This window comes from Xanthomonas sp. F4 (assembly GCF_011761895.1).
Map to the genome: position 1 here is coordinate 251,733 of NZ_JAASQX010000005.1, position 22,813 is coordinate 274,545.

Annotated in this window: 17 protein-coding genes; 10 read left to right on the forward strand and 7 right to left on the reverse strand. The window is 72.6% G+C overall.

The features are described from left to right. Positions 1–5 precede the first annotated feature (5 nt). The 7 genes from FHR66_RS16815 (at position 6) to fabG (ending at position 6,462) form a co-directional block, all read left to right on the forward strand. Entirely contained in the window at positions 6–293 is a 288-nt protein-coding gene (locus FHR66_RS16815) for a hypothetical protein (protein WP_017914445.1), read from the forward strand. Continuing rightward, positions 290–1,264, forward strand: a complete 975-nt coding sequence (locus tag FHR66_RS16820; RefSeq protein ID WP_160970505.1) for an LpxL/LpxP family acyltransferase — start codon at positions 290–292, stop codon at positions 1,262–1,264. Before FHR66_RS16815 ends, FHR66_RS16820 begins: the two co-directional genes overlap by 4 nt. Beyond that, positions 1,188–1,835: a LolA-related protein gene (locus FHR66_RS16825; RefSeq protein WP_167087959.1), complete on the forward strand. Its 648-nt coding sequence runs from the start codon at positions 1,188–1,190 to the stop codon at positions 1,833–1,835. The genes FHR66_RS16820 and FHR66_RS16825 overlap by 77 nt, the downstream gene beginning before the upstream one ends. A gap of 100 nt (positions 1,836–1,935) precedes the next feature. Next, a complete protein-coding gene (locus FHR66_RS16830; RefSeq protein WP_160970507.1) occupies positions 1,936–4,293 on the forward strand; it encodes an MMPL family transporter in 2,358 nt (785 codons plus the stop codon). A gap of 4 nt (positions 4,294–4,297) precedes the next feature. After that, positions 4,298–4,732, forward strand: a complete 435-nt coding sequence (locus FHR66_RS16835; RefSeq protein WP_160970531.1) for a phosphotransferase — start codon at positions 4,298–4,300, stop codon at positions 4,730–4,732. 96 nt (positions 4,733–4,828) lie between these two features. Next, positions 4,829–5,545, forward strand: coding sequence for an MgtC/SapB family protein (locus FHR66_RS16840; protein WP_160970509.1), 717 nt, complete (start codon positions 4,829–4,831; stop codon positions 5,543–5,545). 179 nt (positions 5,546–5,724) lie between these two features. Further along, the gene (gene fabG, locus FHR66_RS16845; RefSeq protein WP_160970511.1) at positions 5,725–6,462 is read left to right on the forward strand and encodes a 3-oxoacyl-ACP reductase FabG; all 738 of its coding nucleotides are present in this window, start codon (positions 5,725–5,727) and stop codon (positions 6,460–6,462) included. 61 nt (positions 6,463–6,523) lie between these two features. Here the strand turns inward: fabG and FHR66_RS16850 are convergent, their stop codons facing one another. The 5 genes from FHR66_RS16850 to FHR66_RS16870 form a co-directional block, all read right to left on the reverse strand. Beyond that, positions 6,524–8,200 carry a tannase/feruloyl esterase family alpha/beta hydrolase gene (locus FHR66_RS16850; protein WP_167087961.1) on the reverse strand — a complete coding sequence of 559 codons (1,677 nt, stop codon included), beginning with the start codon at positions 8,198–8,200 and terminating at the stop codon, positions 6,524–6,526. Between the two features lie 207 nt (positions 8,201–8,407). Further along, on the reverse strand, positions 8,408–10,033 hold the full coding sequence (locus FHR66_RS16855) for an NAD(P)/FAD-dependent oxidoreductase (RefSeq protein WP_160970515.1): 1,626 nt from the start codon (positions 10,031–10,033) through the stop codon (positions 8,408–8,410). Then, on the reverse strand, positions 10,030–10,851 hold the full coding sequence (locus FHR66_RS16860) for a glycosyltransferase family 2 protein (RefSeq protein WP_160970517.1): 822 nt from the start codon (positions 10,849–10,851) through the stop codon (positions 10,030–10,032). Before FHR66_RS16860 ends, FHR66_RS16855 begins: the two co-directional genes overlap by 4 nt. Next, positions 10,848–11,624: a beta-ketoacyl synthase chain length factor gene (locus FHR66_RS16865; RefSeq protein WP_160970534.1), complete on the reverse strand. Its 777-nt coding sequence runs from the start codon at positions 11,622–11,624 to the stop codon at positions 10,848–10,850. Before FHR66_RS16865 ends, FHR66_RS16860 begins: the two co-directional genes overlap by 4 nt. Positions 11,625–11,632: 8 nt before the next feature. Then, on the reverse strand, positions 11,633–12,832 hold the full coding sequence (locus FHR66_RS16870; RefSeq protein ID WP_160970519.1) for a beta-ketoacyl-[acyl-carrier-protein] synthase family protein: 1,200 nt from the start codon (positions 12,830–12,832) through the stop codon (positions 11,633–11,635). A gap of 217 nt (positions 12,833–13,049) precedes the next feature. Between FHR66_RS16870 and FHR66_RS16875 the strand changes: the two genes are divergently transcribed. Next, positions 13,050–13,310, forward strand: coding sequence for a YcgL domain-containing protein (locus tag FHR66_RS16875; protein WP_160970521.1), 261 nt, complete (start codon positions 13,050–13,052; stop codon positions 13,308–13,310). Then, entirely contained in the window at positions 13,303–16,620 is a 3,318-nt protein-coding gene (locus FHR66_RS16880) for an ankyrin repeat domain-containing protein (RefSeq protein ID WP_160970523.1), read from the forward strand. Before FHR66_RS16875 ends, FHR66_RS16880 begins: the two co-directional genes overlap by 8 nt. Before the next feature lie 289 nt (positions 16,621–16,909). Here FHR66_RS16880 and FHR66_RS16885 read toward each other — a convergent pair whose 3' ends face one another. Beyond that, positions 16,910–18,796 (reverse strand): S8 family peptidase, encoded by a 1,887-nt coding sequence (locus tag FHR66_RS16885; protein ID WP_167087963.1) that lies wholly within the window; start codon positions 18,794–18,796, stop codon positions 16,910–16,912. A gap of 64 nt (positions 18,797–18,860) precedes the next feature. Beyond that, on the reverse strand, positions 18,861–21,206 hold the full coding sequence (locus tag FHR66_RS16890; protein ID WP_167087965.1) for a YadA-like family protein: 2,346 nt from the start codon (positions 21,204–21,206) through the stop codon (positions 18,861–18,863). Between the two features lie 210 nt (positions 21,207–21,416). Here FHR66_RS16890 and FHR66_RS16895 point away from each other — a divergent pair, with 210 nt between their 5' ends. Continuing rightward, a complete protein-coding gene (locus FHR66_RS16895; RefSeq protein ID WP_160968387.1) occupies positions 21,417–22,772 on the forward strand; it encodes a sensor histidine kinase in 1,356 nt (451 codons plus the stop codon). Positions 22,773–22,813 lie beyond the last annotated feature (41 nt).

Consider the following 22,813-nt stretch of genomic DNA (forward strand, 5'->3'; position numbering starts at 1 on the left):
CCCGTATGCAATTCGTCGTACCGCATGATCATCCCAGCCTGCCCGGCCACTTCCCGGGCCGCCCGGTGGTGCCCGGCGTCGTGGTGCTGGACCACGTGCTGCAGGCCGTCGAGGCGGCGCACGGCGCGCGCGCGCCGCTGCGCCTGCCGCAGGTGAAGTTCGTGCAGCCGCTGTTTCCCGGCCAGCCGGCGCGGGTGGAACTGGACGGCGCCGCGCCGCGCTGGCGCTTCCGCGTGCTGCGCGGCGAGGACCTGCTGGTCAGTGGCGAACTGAACGCCGAGGCGGCGCCGTGAGCGCCGGCTGGAAGCAGCGCCCGGAAGGCGGCGGCCGCTTCGCCCTGTGGCTGATCCGCAGCATCGCCCGCTACGGCGGCCGTGCCGTCGGGCGCCTGCTGCTGTATCCGATCACCCTGTACTTCCTGCTGGTGCGCGGCCCGGAGCGGCGCGATTCGCGGCACTACCTCAGCCGCGTGTTCGACCGCCCGGCCACCTTGCTGGAAGTGGCGCGGCACATCCACACCTTCGCCTCGACCATCCTCGACCGGGTGTTCATGCTGTGCGGGCAGATGCACCGGTTCCGGGTGGACATCCGCGGCCTGGACCAGTTGCACACGCAGATGGACCGCGGCCGCGGCGTGCTGATCTTCGGTTCGCACCTGGGCAGCTTCGACGCGCTGCGGGTGCTGGCCACCGAGCGTCCGGACGTGCAGGTCAAGGTGGTGCTGGACAAGGCGCACAATCCGGCGATGACCGACCTGCTGGGCGCGCTGAACCCGCAGCTGGCCGCCAACATCATCGACGCCGGCATGGACAGCACCTCGATCGTCATGGCGATCAAGCAGGCCGCAGACGAGGGCGCGCTGGTCGCGCTGCTGGTAGACCGGCCGCGCCCGGAGGATCCGGCGTTGCCGGCCGCGTTCATCGGCCAGGGCGCGCTGTTCCCGACCTCGCCGTGGCTGATCGCCGCCGCGCTCAAGGTGCCGGTGGTGCTGGCGTTCGGCCTGTACCGCGGCGGCAACCGCTACGAGCTGGTGTTCGAGACCTTCAGCGAAGGCCTGGACCTGCCGCGCCGGCAGCGCGCGCCGGTGCTGGCCGCGCTCATCCGCGATTACGCCGCCAGGCTGGAGCATTACACCCGCTCCGCGCCCTACAACTGGTTCAACTTCTACGACTTCTGGAACAACCGCCATGCCGATGCGCCGCACCTTGCCGTGGATGCTGATACTGCTGTGCAGCGCCGCACCGCTGTGCGCCGCATCGCCTGAGGCGCCGGACGCCGACTGGATCCTGCAGAAGCTGGCGCGGCCGGCGCCGGTCAGCACCGCCTTCGTCGAACTGCGCGGCTCGGCGCTGCTGAAGACGCCGCTGCGCGTGCAGGGCGAGTACCGTCGCCCGGATGCGCAGACCCTGGTGCGCGAGGTCACCGCGCCGTACCACGAGACCACCACCCTGCGCGGCGGCGAAGCCACGCTGGAGCGCGACGGCAAGCCGCCGCGGCGCTTCTCGCTGGCGCGCGTGCCGGAACTGGCAGGCCTGCAGAGCGGCTTCGGCGCGCTGCTGTCCGGCGACCGCGCGTTGCTGCAGCAGCAGTACACCATCAGCAGCACCGGCACCCGCGAGCGCTGGCAACTGGAGCTGCAGCCCAAGGATCCGGCGGTGGCCGCGCACGTGCGCAGCCTGCGCCTGTACGGCCGTGGCGCCGAACTGCGCTGCATCGAGACCACCCCGGCCAGGGGCGATGTCCAGCGCACCCTGCTGGCCGGTGCTGCGCAGGCTGCCGGTACACTCGTCGACGGGGCTGCACTGACCGCGCTGTGCCACGGCGACGCGGCGTGAACCACGCATCAGGTGATGGGCGCCGGCAGCGCGCTGCCGGGCTGACGGCTGCGTGTGCCGCCGCTGATCGCGCAGGGCAGGCATGCATGGGAACGCGGCAATGAAGCGTGCCCTCAGTTCGAAGATGCGCATCTCGCTGGCGCTGCTGTGGCTGGCGCTGCTGACCGTGGCCGGGATCTGGCTGGGCAATGCGCTGCAGGTGTCGGGGGACTTGCGCAAGTTCATGCCGGAAGCCCGCACCCCCGCGCAAAAACTCCTGCTCGACGAACTCGGCGAAGGCCCTGGCTCGCGGCTGCTGCTGATGTCGCTGTCCGGGGCCGATCCGGCCACGCTGGCGCAGCAATCGCAGGCGCTGCACGCCGAACTGGTCGCGCAACACGATGTGTTCGAACTGGTCGCCAATGGCGCCGATGCCGGCCTGGACGCGATCCCCGCGCGCCTGCTGCCGTACCGCTACCTGCTCAGCGACAGCTTCGACGCCAGGCCGCTGGATGCGCCGACCCTGCGCGATGCGCTGCAGGCGCGGCTGCAGGACCTGGGCTCGCCGGCGGCGGCGATGGTGGAGCCGCTGCTGCCGCGCGACCCGACCCTGGAGGTGCTGCACCTGGCCGAGAGCCTGCAGCCGGCCGGCGGCCCGCAGCAGCGCGAGGGCGTCTGGTTCGACCGCGCCGGCAAGGACGCGCTGCTGGTGGCGCAGACCCGCGCCGCCGGCTTCGATCCCACCGGCCAGCAGCGTGCGGTGGACGCGATCCATGCCGCCTTCGCCAAGGTCTCCGCGGGTAGCGCGAGCAAGCTGACCGTGACCGGTCCGGGCGCGTTCTCGGTGGAGATCGGCGGGCGCACCCAGAACGAGGCGCAGTGGATCGGCACCCTGGATACGGTGGGGCTGATCGTGCTGCTGCTGGTCGCCTACCGCAGCTGGAAGATCCCGGTGCTGGGCGTGCTGCCGCTGGCCAGCGCCGGCCTGGCCGGGCTCGGTGCGGTGGCGCTGCTGTTCGATGGCGTGCACGGCATCACCGTGGCGTTCGGCTTCACCCTGATCGGCGTGGTCCAGGACTATCCGATCCACCTGTTCAGCCACCAGCGCCCGGGCCTGGATCCGCGCGAGAACGCGCGCCATCTGTGGCCGACCCTGGCCACCGGTGTGGTCTCCACCTGCATCGCCTACGTCACCTTCCTGTTCTCCGGCGTGGACGGCCTGCGCCAGCTGGCGGTGTTCACCATCGCCGGCCTGCTGGTGGCGGCGCTGACCACGCGCCTGCTGCTGCCGGCGCTGATCGATCCCTCGCCGCGCGACCATGCCGACTCGCCGATGCTGGAGCGGCTGTGGCGCGGCATCGCGCGGCTGCCGCGGCCGCGCTGGTCGTTGCTGCCGATGGCCCTGCTGGCGGCCGCGATCATCGTGTTCGCGCCGGGGCCGTTCTGGCAGAACGACCTGTCCAAGCTGACCCCGGTGCCGGCCGATGGCCTGGCCCGCGACGCGCACCTGCGCCAGGAACTGGGCGCGCCCGACGTGCGCTATGTGCTGGCCCTGCCGGCCGCGTCCGCCGACGCGGCGCTGGTCGCCTCCGAACGCCTGCGCCCGCGTCTGGACGCATTGGTGGCGCAGGGCGAGCTGGCCGGCTACGACATGGCCGCGCGCTACCTGCCCAGCGCCGCCACACAGCGCCGGCGCCAGGCCGCCTTGCCCGATCCGGCGCAGGCGCAGGCGATCACCGCCGCCGCGGTGGCCGCCACGCCGTTCCGCGCCGACGCCTTCGCGCCGTTCCTGGCCGACCTGCAGGTCGCGCGCACGGCGCCGCTGCTGACCGCGCGCGCGCTGCATGGCACGCCGCTGGCGACCCCCGTCGGTGGCCTGCTGCTGGAGCGACCGGACCGCACCACCGCACTGGTGTCGCTGACCGGGCTGCGCGATCCGGCGCAGCTGGCGCGCGCGGTGCAGGGCAGCGGTGCGCAACTGCTGGACCTGAAGGATGCCTCCGAATCGCTGGTCGCCGCCTACCGCGGCCGTGTGCTGGCCGCGCTGGGCGTGGCCGCGGTGCTGCTGGCGCTGACCGTGGCGATCGCCTTGCGCACGCCGCGGCGGATCGTGCGCGTGCTGCTGCCGATGGCGCTGACCACGCTGCTGATTCTGGCGATCCTGCGCGGCTGCGGGGTCGAACTGAACCTGTTCCACCTGATCGCGCTGATCCTGGCCGCCGGGCTGGGCCTGGACTACGCGCTGTTCTTCGACCACGCCGGCGACGATCGCGCCGACCAGTTGCGCACCCTGCATGCGCTGATCGTGTGCAGCCTGATGACTCTGCTGGTGTTTGCGCTGCTGGCCGCCTCGAGCATCCCGGTGCTGCGCGCAATCGGCAGCACCGTGGCGCTGGGCGTGCTGTTCAATTTCGTGCTGGCGCTGCTGATTTCGCGCGAGACCGCCAGCGAAGCCGAGGAGACCCGCCATGCACACTGAGCCATTGCACGGACGCGACGCCATCGCCGCCCTGGTCCCGCACCAGGGGCTGATGTGCCTGTGGGAAGAGGTGGTGGCCTGGGACGCGCAGCGCGTGCGGCTGCGCAGCGACGCGCATCGCCAGGCCACGCATCCGCTGCGCAACGGCGAACGCCTGCGCGCGCTGCACCTGTGCGAGTACGGCGCGCAGGCGATGGCGGTGCACGGCGGCCTGCTCGGCCGTGCCGCCGGCACGCCGGTGCGGCCGGGCATGCTGGTGGCGCTGCGCGGGGTGCAGTTACACGTCAGCGAACTGCAGGACCTGGCCGGACCGATCGAAGGCGAGGCCGAGGTGTTGCTGCAGGCCGACGACAGCCAGCAGTACGCCTTCCGCATCACCCATGCCGGGCAACTGCTGGCCGAGGGCCGCGCCACGGTGGTGCTGGGCGCGGCCGGCTGAGCCGGCGCCTGCCGCCGGCGTCAGGGCGCCGCAGCGCGGGTGTGGCAAGGTAGCGCCACGTCGATCGCGACGGGATGGGAACAACGGAGCTTGTTGATGCGGTCCATCGAAACCTTCCATGCCGCCGCGTTCCTGGACACGGTGGTCAGCCTGGTGGCGGCGTTCCTGCTCGGCACCCTGATCGGCGCCGAACGCCAGTACCGCCAGCGCACCGCCGGCCTGCGCACCAACGTGCTGGTGGCGCTGGGTGCGGCGGCCTTCGTCGATCTGGGCATGAGCATCGCCGGCAGCGCCGAGGCGGTGCGGGTGATCTCCTACGTGGTCTCCGGCATCGGCTTCCTGGGCGCCGGCGTGATCATGAAGGAAGGCATGAACGTGCGCGGGCTCAACACCGCCGCCACGCTGTGGTGCTCGGGCGCGGTCGGCTGCTGCGCCGGCGCGGACATGCTGGCCGAGGCCGCGCTGCTCACGGTCATGGTGATCGGCGGCAACACCTTGTTGCGGCCGCTGGTCAACGCGATCAACCGCATCCCAATCACCGCCCAAGCCACCGAGATGCACTATGCGGTGCGGCTCACCGTGGCGACGTCCGCCGTGCCCGAACTGCGCGAGCGCCTGGTCGAGGAACTGGAGGCGGCCCACTACCCGGTGAGCGCGGTGGACCTGATCGAGCGCGGCGACGAGCAGACCGAGCTGGTGGCTTCGCTGGTCAGCAGTGCGGCGCACCCGGACGAACTGGATGTGGTGATCGCGCGGCTGGAACGCAAGGGCGAGGTCGTGCACGGCACCTGGGAAACCAGCACCCGCGACTGAGTCGAACGGCCGCGGGGCGGCCGCAGGCGCTGGCTGTACCGGTGCGATATCGCGATCGATGCGCGCAGCGCCGCTGTCGGCTGCGGCAGCGAGTCCGCATGGCGCAACGCGTCCGGGTTTGCTCTACGATGGCGGCCCCTTGTCTGCGGCCGCCGCCGGTCGCCAGCGGAGCCTTGCCGATGACAGCTTCCTCTTCTTCGCGTCGTGCCCTGGTCACCGGCGGCAGCGGCGATCTCGGTGGCGCGATCTGCCACGCCCTGGCCGCGCAGGGCCTGCACGTGATCGTGCACGCCAATGCCAACGTCGCGCGGGCCGCGGCGGTGGTGGAGGCGATCGTCGCCGCCGGCGGCAGCGCCGAGGCGGTGGCGTTCGACGTGGCCGACGCGCAGGCCAGCGCGCAGGCGCTGGCGACGTTGCTGGAGGCCGGGCCGATCCAGGTGCTGGTCAACAACGCCGGCATCCACGACGACGCGCCGATGGCGGGCATGACCGCGGCGCAGTGGCACACCGTCATCGACGTGTCGTTGCACGGCTTCTTCCACGTCACCCAGCCGCTGCTGCTGCCGATGGCGCGCACGCGTTGGGGCCGCATCGTCAGCGTGTCCTCGGTGGCGGCGGTGCTGGGCAACCGCGGGCAGACCAACTACGCCGCGGCCAAGGCCGCGCTGCACGGCGCCAGCATGTCGCTGGCGCGGGAAATGGCCAGCCGCGGGATCAGCGTCAACGTGGTCGCGCCGGGCGTGATCCAGGGCGCGATGGCCGAGAGCGCGTTCCCGCCGGAGACGATCAAGCAGATGGTCCCGGCCGGGCGCACCGGCAAGCCGGAGGAAGTGGCCGCGCTGGTCGCCTTCCTGTGCTCGGACGCGGCCGCCTACATCAACGGCCAGGTCATCGGCATCAACGGCGGCATGGGCTGACCGCGCCAAAGACGACGCGGCTGTCGCGCCGCCACGCCGGCGGCGCAACGGCGATCCGCGCTCAGCGGCAGACGAAGCTGGACGCTGCCTCCACGTCGCCGCCGACGTAGCGCGCCACCTGCGGATACGGGCACAGCGGCCGGCTGCGCTGGCTGCTCCAGCTGGCCGGCACCTCGTTGTTGGGCGCGGCGCTGCCGCTGCCGCGTGCGTTGGCGACGATCGCGGCCGGCGCCTGGCCCTGCTCGACCCAGGCCACCAGCGGGGTCAGCGCATCGAACTGGTCGGTGGCCGGTCCGCCGGCGCAATGGGCCATGGCCGGCACCGCGAACAGGCGCGCGTAGCTGGCGGCATCGGCGTCGGCCGCGCGCAGGCGGTCGTACCAGGCCGCGGTGTCGGCGAAGGAGAAGATGCCGTCGCCGGTGCCGTGGTAGACCAGCAGCTTGCCGCCGCGCGCCTTCAGCGCACCCAGCTGGGTCTCGTTGGGCGGGGTCATGAACGACCAGGCGGATTCGCGGTAGGCGCCGGACGTGGCGAAGATCTTCGGCGCGTCGCGGTCCATGTCGAACTGCAGCGCGTACCGCTTCAGGTCTTGCAGCATCGCCGGGTCCTCCGGCGGGGTGACGAAGCCGAAGGCCACCGATCCGGGCACCAGGGTCAGCGAGGCGTCCTGCCGCCAGCCGGCCCAGTCGCCGCTGGCGATGCCCGGGTCGTAGGGGAAGGGTGCGTACAGCGGCGTTCCGGCGCTGTTGCGCACGCCGGCGTGGATGGCGACCAGCGCGCGCTTCTGCGCCGGAGTCAGGCATTGGCCGGTGCGCCCGGCGCTGCCGCAGGTGGCGACGTCGCGGTTCAGGTCGAAGCGGCGCTGGCAGGCGAGCACGTCCTGCACCATGCCGTCGCGCACGCCGTCCAGCGCATCGCAGGTGGCGACGATGCGCTCGGCCACCAGGCTGCGCTCGGCCGCGTTTAGGCCGCTGCGCGTGTCGCTGCCGCCGGCCAGCGCCGCCAATTGTTGGGCCGCGGCCAGGTCCGCGATCGCCGCCTTGGGCAGGTGGAAACCGGGGTCGCCGACCAGGATGCCGTCGTAGTCCTGCGCATCGCGCGCGGCGGCGACCATGCCGTGGCGGCCGCCGTTGGAGCAGCCGCCGAAGTAGCTGTAGTCCGGCGCCTTGCCGTAGGCGATCTGCACCACGCGCTTGGCCATCGGGGTCAGCGCCTGCACCGCCTGGTAGCCGTAGTCCAGCCGCGCCTGCGGATCGCGGCCGAACAGCGGGTTCTGCGCATTGCTGTGCCCGGCGTCGGAACTGATGACCGCAAAGCCCATGCGCAGCGGGTTGTCGCGCTGGCCGCCGCCGCCGATGTCGCCGAGCGCGGGGACCACGTTGCCGTCCATGCCGCCGTTGGCCTGGTAGAAGAAACGCCCGTTCCATGCCGCCGGCAGGCGCATCTCGAAGCCGATCGCATAGGACTGGCCGTCGCTGCCGACGCGTTCGTGCATCAGGCCGGTGATCTGGCAGTGCGCGCCGATCGGCTGGCCGGCCACCTGCAGGGCGCCGGCGGCCACGCTGCGCACCGCGGTGAAGCGGGTGCCGGGATAGGCGAGCCGGCTCGCCAGCGCGTCGCACGACTGTTGCAGCGGTGCCGGCGACGCCGGAGCACGCTCGGTCGTCTGCGCGTGTGCGGTGGAAGCGGTGGTCAGAGCGGCCAGGGGCAGGGCCAAGGCGAGCAGCGTGGAGCGCATGCGGTTCTCTCCTGAAAGGCGCGGGCGCGGCGGGCCTGTGTCGCGCCGCCGGCACGGGGCGTCAACCGCGTAGCGTGCGAAAACACGAATGCGCGGGCGATATTCGCCCTGTGTGACGTAGGCCCGCGTAATTGCGGTGCACCCTGGCGCTTCGCGGCGCTGTGCGGAGCGCGCGTTGTTGCAGGGCGGCACGGCCCTGCGCGTGGATCAGGCGGCGTCCGCGTACCAGTCCGGCGACAGCACCGGCAGCGGCGTCTGCGCCTCGCGGCAGGCGTCCAGCAGGCCGTGGTCGGCCAGCGCCGGATGCTGCTGGCGGGCGCGGGCCAGGATCTCCCCGGCCAGCTCCGCCATGCGCGCGACATTGCCATGCAGGCGGGCGACGAAGGCGGCGTCGTCCAGCCGGTCGCTCAGGGCGCGGTTGAGTTCGTGGAACCAGCCGATCAGGTACTGGTCCAGCAGGCGCCCGTCGGCCACCGCCGCGGCCTGCGCGCGATTGGCCGCGCCCCAGTCGCGCAGCAGCGCCTGCACGCCCAGGTTGAGCGCGCTGGCGTGCTGCAGCGCCGGGCGCAGCCGGCCCAGCACCGCCAGGTCGGCGATGCGGTCGGTGCAGTACAGCGGCGCCAGCAGCGACCAGTAATAGGTGTAGTCCCAGATCACCTTGACCGGCATCACCTGGGCGTCGCCGAACAGCGGGTACTGGTCCTGGTAGAGGGTCAGGGTGTTCTCGTAGAACGAGAAGTACAGCTGTTGGTACAGCTCGGCGTAGGGCGCGATGTCGCGCCCGGCACGCTCGCGCCCGATCAGCTCGCAGATATAAGTATTGCTGATGGCGATGAAGTCGCTGCCCGGCGAATAGAACGGGTCCAGGAACACGCCGGCTTCGCCGGTCAGCGCCCAGCGCTGCGCCGAGAACACCTGCTTGCAGCCGTAGGAGAAGTCGCGCAGGAACAGGAAGTCCTGCACCGTGTGCTCGCTGCGCTCCAGCGTGCTGGCCACCTGCGGCTGGTGCGTGCGCAGCCAGTCCATCGCCTTGGCATGGGTGTTCATGGTCTCCAGCGGATGCATGGCGGCATCGCAGACGATGCCCAGCGAATGCGCGCCGGAGGACAGCGGGATCAGCCAGAACCAGTAGCCGGGGCCGCACATGTGATTGGTCGAGCGCCAGCGGTCCGGCGGCGTGCAGCGCTGCAGCCAGGCGCTGTCCTGCGACCAGCCGTTGGGATCGACCAGCCCGTCCACCCGCCACCACACCGCATTGGCCTGGTGCGCGTTGTCCTGCGCCAGGCCGAGCTTGCGCTTGAGCAGGCCGGCGCGGCCGCTGGCGTCGATCACCCAGCGCGCCTGCAGGCGGGTCTCGGCGCCGTCGCGGCCGTAGCGCACGCAGTGCTCGCCGTCGTCCTCGGCCAGGTCGACGCCGCGCACCGTGCTGCCGTCGAGGAACTCCACCCCCAGGGCACGTGCGCGTTCGCCGAGGAAGTTCTCGAAGCGGCCGCGGTCGATCTGCCACGACGGGGTAGGCAGCAACTGGCTCACCCCCAGCTCGGTGCACTGGTCGATGTCGGCGCGCCCGTCGGAGAAGAAGAAGCGGAAGCCGAACTTGCGGATCTGTTCGGCGTCCAGGTGCTCGCGCAGGCCCAGCACCTCGGCGAAGTAGTGCGCGCCGATCTCCACCGAGGATTCGCCGACCTTGAAGGCGGCCTCGCGCACGGGATGCGCGCGCCGTTCCAGCACGTGGATGCGCAGCTGCGGGTCGCGCTGGCGCAACTGCAGCGCCAGGGTCAGTCCGGCCAGTCCGCCGCCCAGAATCGCCACATCCGCCTGCGCTGCATTCATGTCGTCTTTTCCTTGCCGACGGCCAGGGGGGCCGTGTCGAGGGTGCCGTCGACGTCGTCGATCAGCACCGGGTTGGCGCGGGTGCGCCGGTACTCGCGCACCACGTGCCCGTAGGTCCACACCTGCACGATCACGTGCGAGGTGATCTTCCACAGATCGCGCACCAGCCGGAAGTGGCTCTTGCGGAACGTGCCGGGAGTCTGGCTGGCGTAGCGGGTCTCGATCGGCACCGCCACCACCCGCGCGCCGGCCTGGCGCGCGGCCGAGATCAGCAGCTGCGCCTCGAACACGAAGCCTTCGCCGGGCACGTCGGGCAGGGTGTAGACCGACTGCGGGTACAGGCGCTGGCCGCTCTGGCTGTCGACCAGGCGGAAGCCGCAGCCCCAGGCGATGCCCCAGTCGCCGAAGTCGTTGCCGATGCGGCGGATCGGCGGTTGGCTGGCGCGCTTGCGCAGGCGCGCACCGACGATCACGCAACCGGGGTGGCGGTTGGCCGCGGCCAGCAGCCGCGGGAAGTCGGCGGCGCTGTGCTGGCCGTCGCCGTCCATGGTCATCACCGCGCGCGCGCCCTGGCGCTGCGCCTCGGCGAAACCGCTGCGCAGCGCCGCGCCCTTGCCGCGGCGCTGCGGGTGGCGCAGCAGGGTCACCGGCAGGTCGGCGATGCAGTCGCTGGTGCCGTCGTCGGAGCCGTCGTCGACCACGATCACCCGCGGGCAGTGCGCCAGCGCGTCGTTGACCACCTCGCGGATGCGCAGCCGTTCGTTGAGGGCCGGAATCAGGATCGCGGCGTCGGCGGCGGTCAGTGGCGTGCGGCTCATGCGCGCAGCTCCACTTGCAGGCAGCGGCCGCCGCCGGCATCGAGCACGCAGCCGCTGCCACCCAGCGCCAGCGCGTCGAACAGCGGCAGCATCGGTGCCATCGCATTGCCCGCGGCATGCCGTGCCAGCGGGCCGTCGCCGATCGGTGCGGTGCCGTCGCGCAGTTGCACCTGCAGCTGCGGCTTGTCGTCGCGCGTGCCGGCGCTCAGCACCAGCGCGCCGCCGAGCAGGCCCTCGCTGCGCGCGATGCGGCCCAGCGCGCCCACCGAGCGGCTGTCGTAGCCGACCAGCAGCACCGCGTCTTCGCCCGCGGCCAGCTGCGACAGCGCTTCCAGCAGGCCCTGCGCGAAGCTGCCGCTGTGCGCGCTGATCGCGGTCGCCGCGGCGGTGGCGCCGGCGCCGATGGTCCAGTAGCCGGCGGCGGCGTTGTGCACCGAGTTGTGGAACTTGGTCGGCGAGATCGCCAGCGGCTCGCTGGCCAGGGTGGTGCACATGTAGTCGGTGATCGCCAGGTCGCCGTGGGTGGAGGTGAACACCGACGGCAGCGTGGCCGGGTCGCGGCCGGCGTCCTGGCAGGCGGCCAGCGCCGCGTCCAGCGACACCGCCACCGTGTCCGGCGCGCGGCGGCGCTCGTTGGGCGCCAGCAACTGCGGCGACGGCCGTGCCGGCGTCTCCAGCAGCGCGCCGTCGCCGCGCGCGAACGCCTGCGCCAGCGCCCACCCGGGCAGCCCGGGCGCCCAGAAACCGATGCCTTCGATCGTCGCGCGCAGCATGGGCGTGCTCATGCGCGGCCGAACAGCAGCGAGCAGTTGTTGCCGCCGAAGCCGAAGGAGTTGTTCATCGCGTAGCGGACCTGTGCATGGGCGGTGGCGAAGCGGATCTGCGGGCCGCAGGCGGGATCGGGCAGTTCGCTGTTGAGGGTGCCGGGCAGCAGGCCGTCGCGCAGCGCCAGCAGCGCGAACACCGACTCGACGATGCCGGCGGCGCCGAGCGTGTGCCCGGTCCAGGCCTTGGTCGAACTGGCGTGCAGGGTGGGCGGGAACAGCGCCGCCACCGCGGCGGCCTCGACGCTGTCGTTGGCCGGGGTCGCGGTGCCGTGCAGGTTGAGATAGCCGACTTCGGCCGGGTCCACCCCGGCGCGCTGCAGCGCACCGCGCATCGCCAGGCCGGCGCCCAGCCCCTGCGGATGCGGCGCGGACATGTGGTGGGCATCGCTGGATTCGCCGTAGCCGCACAGCAGCGCCTGCGCCGGCGGCGCATCGGCGGCATCGGCGCGTTCCAGCAGTGCGTAGCCGCCGGCCTCGCCCAGCGACAGCCCGACCCGGCGCACGTCGAATGGCCGGCACGGTTCCGGCGACACCACCTGCAACGAGTTGAAGCCGAACAGCACGCTGCCGCACAGCGTGTCCACACCACCGACCAGCGCCGCGTCGACCACGCCGGCGGCGATCAGCCGTGCCGCCTGGGCGAATACCTTGGCGCTGGACGAGCAGGCGGTGGCGACGGTGATGCACGGCCCGCGCAGGCCGGTGGCGGCGCGCACGAAATCGCCGAGCGAATGCGGGGTGTGCACGATCGGCCGGTCCAGGTCGGCAGGCAGGCGCGGGCCGTCCGCGTCGTGCTCGAGCCGGGTATAGGCCTCCTCGCTGGCACCGATGCTCGAAGTGGAGGTGCCCATCACCACCGCCACCCGTTCGGCGCTATGCCGCTGCGCCGCGGCGGCCACGGCGGCGGCCATGCCGTCCTGCTGCAGGGCCAGCCAGGCCAGGCGGTTGTTGCGGCATTCCCACGCGGCCAGGGCGTCCGGCAGCGCGGCGGTTTCCAGCCCGTCCACCCGGCCGATCCAGCATTCCAGCGGTTGCGGACCGAAGTCGTTGCGGCGCAGCCCGCTGCGGCCCTCGCGCAGCGCCGCGGCCTGGGCCTGCAGTCCACTGCCGAGCGCGTTGGTCGCGGTGTAGGCACGGATGGCCACGGGAGCCATGCGGGGCGACGGGGACGCTTCGGTCACGCGGTATTCCATACAAGGTCAATCACCGGAGTATATCGACGCATTCGGTCATGCCGTGAAACGCCCGCAATGCGAACGTGAATAGCGCTCCTGCCCGGATCCGTTCAGCGCAGGGCCGGCGTGCGCTTTCGCCGCTGGCGCATTTCCTCCACAATCGCTTGCCTTTCCACGCCAGGCGCACGCCACGGGCATGCAAGCCTACGTCTACAAAAGCCAACGCAAGCCGGACACCTATCTGTATCTCGCCGCCCGCGACGACTTCGGCCGTCTGCCGTCGGACCTGCTGGCGTCGCTGCAGCCGCTGGCGTTCGTGCTCGAGGTGGCCTTGACCGCCGAGCGCACGCTGGCCCGCGCCGATCCGGCCGCGGTGCGCGCCAACCTCGCCGGCTGCGGCTTCCATCTGCAATTGCCGCCGCGACTGCCCGGCACCACCGATCGACACGATGACTGACTCCTTTCTCCGCGCGCGTGCGCCGATGCTCGCCGCCGCGCTCGGCGCGGTGCTGGCGCTGGCCGCCGGATTCGGCCCGCTGGCCGCCGCGCTGGGCGCATGGCTGGCGCAGCCGGCGTTCGCGCTGGCGCTGTCCTGGCACCGCGGCAGCCGGCCGCGTCCGCGCGCGGCGCGCGAGCTGATCGGCGCGGCGGCGCCGCTGCTGGTGCTGTGGGCCGGCGGCATGGCGCTGGTCGCGGTGCTGGTGGCCTGGCCGCTGGCGGCGCTGCACGACAGCGGCAGCCTGGCTGCGGCGCTGGCGCTGAGCGTGGCCGCCAGTGCCGCGTTGCTCGGGCTGTGGCGGACCTGGCCGCTGTGGCACGGCAGCGACAGCGAGGGCGGCCCGCTGGGCGCGCGCTGGCACGCGCTGGCGCAGCAGGACTTGCAGGCCTGGCGCGGGCTGGCAGTGGCCGCGCTGGTGCTGGTGCTGGCCGGGCTCGGCGTGGTGCTGGCCTGGCCGGGACTGCTTGCCGAGGCCGCGCGCTGGCCGCTGGCGCTGGCCTATGCGCTGCTGTCGCCGTTGCTGCATGCCGGCCTGCAACGGGTGGCGCCGCCGCAGGCGCTGACCCCGCCGGTGTCCTCCGCCGACCTGTTCGCCGAACTCAGCGCCACCGCCGCGCCGCGCGCGGACGAGCCGCCGCCGGCGCAGGACGAACTGCATGCGGCGCTGTACGACGCCGCCCGCGGTGGCCGCGTCGATCGCGCGCTGCAGTTGCTGCAGGCCGGTGCCGATCCGCACGCGCTGCCCGCCGCCGAGTGGCGCGACCAGCGCAGCCTGCCGGTGCTGGCCGCGGTGCTGCCGGACCTGCGCCTGCTGCGCGAACTGATCGTGCGCGGCGTCGACGTCAATCGCCCGCACCTGGGCATGACGCCGCTGCTGGCCGCCACCCGCGACAGCTGGCATGGCCGCCCGGAGGCGGTGATGACCCTGCTCGCCAACGGCGCCGACCCGCGCGCCAGCGACGGCGATGGCAACACCCCCCTGCATCACGCCGCGCGCAGTTCCGATCCGGGCGTGGCCGCGCTGCTGCGCGACGCCGCCGCCGAACTGGACGCGGCCAACCGCGACGGCCTGACCCCGCTGGCGGTGGCCTGTCAGGTCGGCAACTGGCGCATGGCCAAGTTTCTGCTCGAGCGCGGGGCCAAGCCCGAACCGGCCGAGGCCAGCCCGGTACTGCTGGCCGCGGCCGGCACCGAGGAAGACGATCCGGCCGGCGTGCAGTTGTTGCTCAAGCACAAGGCGCGGGTCGACGCGCGCGACCGCCAGCGCCGCAGCGCGCTGCACGAGGCCGCGCAGGCCGGCCACGTGGAGATCGTGCAGGCCCTGCTCGGTGCCGGCGCCAACCTGGAAGCGCGCGACGCGCTGGGCCGCACGCCGTGGCTGGAAGCCGCCCGCCACGGTCGTGTGGCGGTGCTGGAACGGCTGTTGCCGCACAAGCCCGACCTCACTGCGGTCGATGGCGACGGCCGCAACGCGATCCTGCTGGCCTGCACTGCCGACCACGTCGCCCCCGGCCTGATCCGCCGCCTGCTCGACCTGGGCGTGGCGCCGGCGCAGCCGGACCAGAGCGGCCGCCGCGCGGTCGACCTGGCCGCCGAGGCCGGGCGCTGGGCGATCGTCTCCGCGCTGGACCCGGACTACCCGCTGCCGGCCGCGGTCAGCGACGGCCAGGGCGAGACCGGCCCGGCCGGCCTGCCCGACCGGCCGCCGCTGGAACTGTTGCGCGAGGGCCTGCAACTGGGCCAGCCGCGCGACGGCCTGGCCGCGCTGGCGCGACTGTGCGCGGCCGAGGAACTGGGCGCGCTGCTGCACGATGCGCCGCTGGCGCTGAACGCGCAGGCGGTTGACTGGCTGCTGGCGCACGGCGCCGAGCCGGAAGTCCTCGATGCCTGCGGCGACACCCCGATGTTCGCGCTGCTCTCGCGCGGCGTGGAGGCGGTGCCCAGCCTGCAGGCGATGCTGCGCCACGGCGTGTCGCCGGCCGGCCGCGGCGGCCTGACCCGGCTGCTCGCCGCCTGCGCCCAGCACGATCACGCCTCGCGCGCGCTGGAACAGTTCGCCCTGGAACTGCTCGAGCGCGGCGCCGATCCGTTCGCGCCATCGCCGGCCGGCGACCCGCCGCTGTCGCTGGCGGTGCGGCTGGGCTGGCTGCGCCTGCAGTTGCAGTTGCTCGAACGCGGCGCCGACCGCGAGGCGCGCGACAGCCACGGCATGACCGCACTGCACCTGGCCGCCGCGCTGGGCCGTGAGGCCTCGCTGAAACTGCTGATCCAGCAGGGTGCCTCGCCGGACGCGCGCGCCGCCGACGGCCAGACCCCGCTCGGCGTGGCCCTGGCCAGTGGCCGCCGCGACCTGGCCGACTGGCTGGACTGGCGCACCTGGCCGCTGCCGCGGCGTCCGCTGCGCGAGGCCGACGTGCCGGCCGCGGCGATGGTCGGCGACGCCGAGGCGATCCGCCGGCTGATCGATCTGGGTCTGCCGGTGGATGCGGTGGACGCGCAGGGCTGCACCGCGCTGCTGCGTGCGGCCGGCGGTGGCCATGCCGCGGCCGTGAAGCTGCTGCTGTCGCGCGGCGCCGATCTGCAGCACGCTGCGGCCAGCGGCGCCACGCCGCTGTCGGCGGCGGTGAGCATGCGCCAGACCGAGATCGTCGCCGCCCTGCTGCAGGCCGGCGCGCAGATCGAACACCGCCTGCCGGGCGGCGTCACCGTGCTGATGCTGGCCTGCGCGCTGGGCCTGCCGGACATCGCCGCGCGGCTGCTGGCCGCCGGCGCCGACGTGCATGCCGGCGACGCGCAGCAACTGGCGCCGCTGCACTGCGCCGCGCTGTACGGCTTCACCGCGCGCGACAAGACACGCCTGCTGGCCCTGCTGGACACGCTGCTGCTGGCCGGTGCCGAGGCCGACCGCGGCTCCGCCGGCGGGGTGACGCCGCTGCTGTTGCTGCTGGGCGCGCGCGCCGAGCCGGGCACGGCCTGCGAGGAGCCGGTGGTGCTGGCCGGCGTCGAGCGCCTGCTCGACGAGGAGGTCAGCCTGGAGGTGCAGGATCCGCGCGGCTTCGGCCCGCTGCACCTGGCCGCGCTGCACGGCCTGCCGCTGCTGGTGCAGCGCCTGCTGCGCGCCGGTGCCGATCCGGAACTGCGCGATACCTTGAACCGCACCCCGCGCGAGATCGCGGTGATGCGCGGCTTCGTCGACGTCGCCGGGCAGTTCCAGCCGGCGCTGCCGGGGGTGTCGTCGATGGCCCGCTTCCTGCGCGAAAGCCGCTAGCGCTCTTCCTTCTCCCACCGGGAGAAGGTGGCCCGAAGGGCCGGATGAGGGTAGGGCGTCGCCTCGTGTCGCCCTTGCACCGCGCCTTGTGCCGCACCCTCACCCCAACCCGGAGAGGGGCTTGCGGCATCGCGCGGCATCGGCGTGCGCCACCAAGCAAAAAAATGCCCGCCGGAGGGCGGGCGAATTGCGTCATGGTGGGCACGTCGCTGCTTTCGGAACCGCTGCGGGAGGATGTCCTCCCGCGCACGGTGCGCGGCGGCGAACGGCGCCGCCGCGCGATCGGGCCTTACTGCCGGCCGACCACGGTCAGGCCGCTGTAGCTGCCGCTCAGGCGCACGTAGTAGGTCGTGGCGCTGGACGGGGTGAGGCGGACCGTCTGGGTGGTGGTGCCGGGGCGGGTGGAGCGGGCGTCGGCGCTGCTGCTGGTCGGCACCTTGCCGGCCGACACGTACATCGCCACGTTGCCGGTGCCGCCGAAGGTCATGAAGCTGACCGTGCTCCCGGCCGCGGCCTGGAAGCTGTACAGCGCGTCGCCGCCCTGGCTGCTGAGGCCGCGCATCTCGACCTTGTTGGTCATCGTCTTGGTCGGCGGCACGCAGCTGCTGTCCGACGGATCGCACGGCGGGTTGGTGACCATCTGCAGCAGCATGTCCACGTCCAGGATGCCGGTGCCGATGGGGGTATTGGTGGCGATGGCGACCGGGAACGGCCGCGCACTGGCGCGCAGCAGCTCGCGCATGCCGGTCCAGGTGAACGGGGTCTTGGCGATGCTCTGCACCAGCGCCACCGCCGCGGCCACGTGCGGGGAGGCCATCGAGGTGCCGGCCATGCCGCCGATCTGCCAGTCGCTGGTCGGGCTCTGCGTGCCGCCGTTGATCACCTGGAAGATGTAGCCGCCGGGGTTGCCGTCGACGTCGCCGCCGCCGCCCGGCGCGGCGAGGTCCACGCGGGTGCCGTAGTTGGAGTAGCTGGCGCGGCCGCCGTTGATGCGCGAGGCGCCGACGCTGATGACGCCGCTGCACGAGGACATGGTGTAGGTGCCGGCATCGGCATTGGAGTTGCCTGCGGCGACCACGATGATGGTGCCCTTGGCGTTGATCTTGTCGATGGCGTCCTGGTAGAGCTGCGGGCAGCTGTCCGGGCCGCTGCTGCCCAGGCTCATGTTGATCACTTCGGCCGGGTTCGGGTTGGTCGGCAGGCCGTCCACCGGCAGGCCGGCGGCCCACAGCATGCCGTCGGCGATGTCGCTGCCGAAGCCGCCGCAGGAACCGAGCACGCGCACCGGCAGGATCTTGGCGTCGTAGGCCAGGCCGGCGGTGGCCAGGTTGTTGTTGGTGACCTGGGCGATGGTGCCGGAGACGTGGCTGCCGTGCCAGGAGCTGTTTTCCGGCGCATTGCCGCTGGCGCCCAGCGGGACGCAGTAGTCGGCCTCCACCCAGTCGCCCAGGTCGTCGCCGCCGGGCGCGCGGCCATCGGTGGCGCGGCGCGAGACGCGGTGGTCGGTGATCATGTCGTAGCCCGGCAGCACGTTGGCGGCCAGGTCGGGGTTGTTCTTGACCACGCCGGTGTCGACCACCGCCACCACCACGCCCTTGCCGGTGGAGCGGGTCCAGCCCTGCTCGGCGTTGACCCCGCCGACCGCGTTGTTGAAGTTCCACTGCAGTTTGGCGTAGGCCGGATCGTTGGGGGTGGTGGAGGCGGCGGCGGCGACGGCCGGCCCGCGCACGCTGGCTTCGTCCAGGCGCTGGTACAGGCGGTCGACCTGTACCGATTCCACCGACGGGTCGGCCTTGAGTTCGTTGATGAAGGCGGCGCGCTCGCTGTCGCTGAGGTGGCGCGAGGTCTGCACCACGTGCCAGCCCGGTACCGCCATGTCACGCAGCACCTTGGCGCTGACCGCGCTGCGCAGGGTCAGGCCATTGCTGCTGATCTGGGCGCGCTGCATGCCGCTGCGCGCCACCGCGCTGCTCAGGGTGGTGGCGAGCATGCTGCGTGCCTGGGTGCCGCCATCGCGGGTCTTGACGATGAAGCGCTGGCCCAGGTCGTTGGCGCTGGCCGATTGCGGCACCGGGCCCTGCACGCCGCCCAGGGGGATGGTGGGAGTGGCCGCCTGCGCGCCACCGGCGAACAGGATGGCGGCGAGGGCAGCGGCGAGGGTGTTGGAAGACATCATCTGCGGATCCTGGAAGAGAGAGGAGAGAAGGAGAAAACCGCGGCGCACGCGGCGCCGCGGTACGTCACAGATCGATACCCACGCCGATGCCGGCCGAGGACTCGCCGCTGCTGAAGGCGCCGCCCAGGCTGAACGAGGCGCGCTCGCCGATCTTGCGGGCGTAGCCGACCGACAGCGCCTGCTGCCCGCCCTGGAAGCCGGCACCGACCGACACGCGCCCGCGCGGGCTCTGCGTGCCGGCGGCGTTGACCGCCATGTTGAGCATCGCCGCGCTCATCGCGCCGAGCTTGTCCATGCGCCGGTCCATGCCGTCCAGGCGGTGCTCGGTGTCGGTGCGCAGCTGGTTGAAGCTGTCGTCCAGCGCGGTGATGCGGGTGTTGGTGTAGGCGTTGGCGCTGCTCAGGGTGGCGTTGTTGCCGGCGCGCATCTGCGCCACGTTGACCGCGTCGGTGTCGGCGCTGCCGGCGGCGACGTTGGCGACCTGGCGCTCGTTGCCGGCGCTGCCCACCGACACCGTGTTGGCGCGGTCGGCGACCGAGCCCTGGCCCAGTGCCACGGAGTTGGCGGCACTGGCCGAGGCGCCCTGGCCGAGCGCGGTGGCCGAGGCGGCCGAGGCACTGGCGCTCTCGCCGACCGCCACCGCATTGGTCGCCACCGCGGCGACGCGGGCGTTGGCGCCGACCGCGGTGCTGCCGTCGGCATTGACCTGGGCATTGCCGCCGATGGCGGTGTCGTTGGGGCCGTAGGCCAGGGCCTGCGCGCCCATCGCCAGGCCGTTGTTGCCGTTGGCGGTGGCTCCGGAGCCCACGGCCACGGCGTTGGTGCCGGCACCGGTGCTGGGGGCGCTGGCCGCCCCGCCGCCGTCGCCGATGCTGATGCCGCCCGACCCGCCGATGGTGTTGAGGCGGTTGCCGAAGCCGGTCAGGGCGGTGTCGAGCGCGCCCATCGCCGAGCCCAGGTCGGTGTAGTGGCTGCCCTGCACCAGGTAGTTGCCGCCGATCAGGTTGCCGTTGGCATCGACCACGCTGCCGGCGCCGAACGCGGCGGCGACGTTGCGCAGCTGCGCCAGGTTGACCGCATCGGTGTCCATGGTGCCGGCGGCCAGGTTGGTGAGCTGGCGCTCGCTGCCCGCCGCGCCGATGGACACGGTGTTGTCGCGTTCGGTGATCGAGCCGGCGCCCAGCGCCACGCTGTTGTTGGTGATGGTCAGCTTGCCGTCGACGAACTGCGAGTTGCCCACGCGCGCGCCGGCACCGATCGCGATCGAGCGGTCGCCGAACACGTCGGCGTTGGTGCCCATGGCGATGCTGTCGTAGAACAGCACCGGCGTATCGAGGAAGAAGTTGCCGTTCCACACCGTCGCCGCGCCGAGCGCCAGGCTGCGGGTGCCACCGGCCCAGGAGCCGTTGCCGAGCGCGGTGGAGCCGGTGCCGAGGGCTAACGCGGCCGGCCCGACCGCGGTGGCGTCGTCGTTCTGCGCGAACGCGCTGGGGCCGAGGGCCACGCTGTGGGTGCCCCAGGCGCGGGCGGCGTTGCCGAAGGCGGTCGCCCACTCGGCGGTGGCCTGGCTCTGCGCGCCCACTGCCACGGCGGCGTACTGGTTGGCCAGCGCGGTGGAGCCCACGGCGAGGGTGCGGTTCGCGCTGGCCTCGGCCAGTGCGCCGACTGCGGTCGCGTTGTAGGCGGTGGCCAGCGCGCCGCCGCCCAGCGCGGTGGACAGCGGACCGGTGGCCTGGGTGGCCTGCAACTGCATGCCTTCACTGCTCAAGCTGTCTTCGCCCACGTCGACGATGCCGCCGACGGCGACGCTGGAGCGGTCGCTGGCGATCGCGCCGGCGCCGGCGGCCACGTTGAACTTGCCGCTGGCCTGGGCGCCCGCGCCCAGCGCGGTGGCGGCCATGCCGGTGGCGGAGGTCTGCTGCAGGATCTTCACGCCGCCGGACAGGTACGAGTAGTCCACGTCGAGCATGCCGCCGACGGCGGTGGTGGAGATCTCGGTGGCCAGGCTGTTGTGGCCAACCGCCAGCGCGTGGTCGGCATAGCCGACCGCACCGCCGCCCAGCGCCATGGCGCCGGTGCCAACCGCCGAAGCGGATTCGCCGGCGGCCAGCGCTTCGTCGCCTTCGGCGTCGGCGCCGGCATTGCTGTTGGCGCTGCCGGTGGCCTTGAAGTAGACGCTGGGGTCGTAGGTGTCCGCGGTCGGGGTCGCGTTGGCGTCGGTGGCCGTGGCGTCGGTGCCGGTGGTGGTGGCGGGCTGGGCGGTGCCGGCCGCCGCGGTCGCCGCGGCGGTGGGCGTCTGCGCCATGGCCGTCGAGGTCAGGCACAGCGCGCAGGCCAGGGCCAGGGTGCTGTAGGCGCGGGGAATCGGATGACGGGCGGCGGTGCCAAGGGGGGAAGTACAATCGTTCATGGCGATCTCGGGCTGGGAAACGGCAGGGCAGAAGGCGACGTCGGCGGCGCGTGTGCGCCTCCGTATCGGTCAGGAGTGGTCTGGATGTCGCGCCGTCGTCCCCGGGCGCGCTCCGTCATACGAACTTAGGCCCGCCGTCACCGGCTTGTCACCCGCAAGTTCTCGCATGATCATCACAGGATTCTCACTGAACGGGCTGGGCACCGCGGCATGAAGGCGTTCTGGAACTGGTTGGGCCGCGCGCCGCTGCTGGACGAGGTGGATCGGCGTAATGCGCGGGTGATCCAGCTGCTGCTGTTGTTCCTGGCGGTGACCATTCCCGCCACGATCGCGGTCGCGGTGGTCCTGGCCTGGCCGCAGTTGCGCGGGCAGCCGCTGCCGCCGGGCATGGTGGTGTCGCTGGGCATGAGTCTGTTGATCGGCGTGTGCGCGGCCATCGGCTTCGTGCGCGTGCGCCACGGCGCCTTGCGTGGCGGGGTGCGGCTGGCGCTGGGGGCGATGCTCGGCTCGCTGCTGGTCAACGCCGCGATCCACGGCTTCCAGAACCAGTTGCCGGACCAGTTGGCGCAGATGCTGGTCCTGATCCTGGCCGGTCTGGTGCTCGGGCGCCGCGCGTTGTGGGTGACGTTCGTCGCCTTGCTGCTGATGCTCGGCGTCGGCGTCTGGCGCGATGTTCTGGTGGACTTCGCCGACGAGCCGGCACGCGCGTTCTACAACGTGCCGCCGGTGCTGTTCAGCTACCTGCTGGTGGCACTGCTGCTGGACCGCACCACCGAGGCGCTGCGCGAAAGCCTGCGCGAGTCCAACGCGCGCGGCCAGCGCCTGCAGCAGGAAATGCAGGAGCGCGAACGCGCGCAGACCCAGCTGATCCACGCGCAGAAGCGCGAGATCACCGAGCGCATGGCCAGCGGCCTGGCCCACGACTTCAACAACATCCTGGCGGTGATGTCCGGCTTCGCCGCCGCGCGCCACGACGACGACCTCGCCAGCGACGCGCAGCGCATCGCGCAACTGGAGGACAGCCTGGCCGCGGTGGAGACATCGGCCGAGCGTGGCATGACCATCGTGCGCCGGCTGCTGCGCTTCAGCCGCCGCGATGCCGAGCATGTCGAACGCTTCGACGCGGCGGTGGCGGTGGAGGCCCTGCAGCCGATGCTGCGGCAGTTGCTGGAAGCGCGGATCGTGCTGCGCTGTGCGCTACCGGCGACGCCGGCGCCGATCCGCTTCGAGCGCAGCCAGTTCGATTTGATGCTGTTGAACCTGGCGTCCAACAGCCGCGATGCGATCGCCGACCGTGGTCATTTCGACATCGCTGTGTCCAGCGAGGACGACACCACCGTCATCGAGGTCGCCGACGACGGCCACGGTATGCCGGCGGAGGTGGCCGCGCAGGTGTTCGAGCCGTTCTACAGCACCAAGCCTGCCGACAGCGGCACCGGCCTGGGCCTGGCGGTGGTGCGCGACCTGGTGGTGCGCGCTGGCGGCCACATCCAGGTCGACAGCACGGTGGGCGTGGGCACGCGTTTCCGCATCGTGCTGCCGCACGCCGATGCGGCGTCGGCGTAGCACCTGGCTCGACTGTCCGTGCAGCGTGGCGCGCGCCAGCG

Excerpts from the sequence above, each read along its gene's own strand:
- FHR66_RS16885 (WP_167087963.1), bottom strand. The coding sequence starts at position 18,796 with ATGATGTCTTCCAACACCCTCGCCGCTGCCCTCGCCGCCATCCTGTTC.
- FHR66_RS16860 (WP_160970517.1), bottom strand. The coding sequence starts at position 10,851 with ATGAGCCGCACGCCACTGACCGCCGCCGACGCCGCGATCCTGATTCCG.
- FHR66_RS16865 (WP_160970534.1), bottom strand. The coding sequence starts at position 11,624 with ATGCTGCGCGCGACGATCGAAGGCATCGGTTTCTGGGCGCCCGGGCTG.
- FHR66_RS16870 (WP_160970519.1), bottom strand. The coding sequence starts at position 12,832 with ATGGCTCCCGTGGCCATCCGTGCCTACACCGCGACCAACGCGCTCGGC.
- FHR66_RS16830 (WP_160970507.1), top strand. The coding sequence starts at position 1,936 with ATGAAGCGTGCCCTCAGTTCGAAGATGCGCATCTCGCTGGCGCTGCTG.
- FHR66_RS16855 (WP_160970515.1), bottom strand. The coding sequence starts at position 10,033 with ATGAATGCAGCGCAGGCGGATGTGGCGATTCTGGGCGGCGGACTGGCC.
- FHR66_RS16895 (WP_160968387.1), top strand. The coding sequence starts at position 21,417 with ATGAAGGCGTTCTGGAACTGGTTGGGCCGCGCGCCGCTGCTGGACGAG.
- FHR66_RS16880 (WP_160970523.1), top strand. The coding sequence starts at position 13,303 with ATGACTGACTCCTTTCTCCGCGCGCGTGCGCCGATGCTCGCCGCCGCG.
- FHR66_RS16850 (WP_167087961.1), bottom strand. The coding sequence starts at position 8,200 with ATGCGCTCCACGCTGCTCGCCTTGGCCCTGCCCCTGGCCGCTCTGACC.
- FHR66_RS16815 (WP_017914445.1), top strand. The coding sequence starts at position 6 with ATGCAATTCGTCGTACCGCATGATCATCCCAGCCTGCCCGGCCACTTC.
- FHR66_RS16825 (WP_167087959.1), top strand. The coding sequence starts at position 1,188 with ATGCCGATGCGCCGCACCTTGCCGTGGATGCTGATACTGCTGTGCAGC.
- FHR66_RS16875 (WP_160970521.1), top strand. The coding sequence starts at position 13,050 with ATGCAAGCCTACGTCTACAAAAGCCAACGCAAGCCGGACACCTATCTG.
- FHR66_RS16890 (WP_167087965.1), bottom strand. The coding sequence starts at position 21,206 with ATGAACGATTGTACTTCCCCCCTTGGCACCGCCGCCCGTCATCCGATT.
- fabG (WP_160970511.1), top strand. The coding sequence starts at position 5,725 with ATGACAGCTTCCTCTTCTTCGCGTCGTGCCCTGGTCACCGGCGGCAGC.
- FHR66_RS16840 (WP_160970509.1), top strand. The coding sequence starts at position 4,829 with ATGCGGTCCATCGAAACCTTCCATGCCGCCGCGTTCCTGGACACGGTG.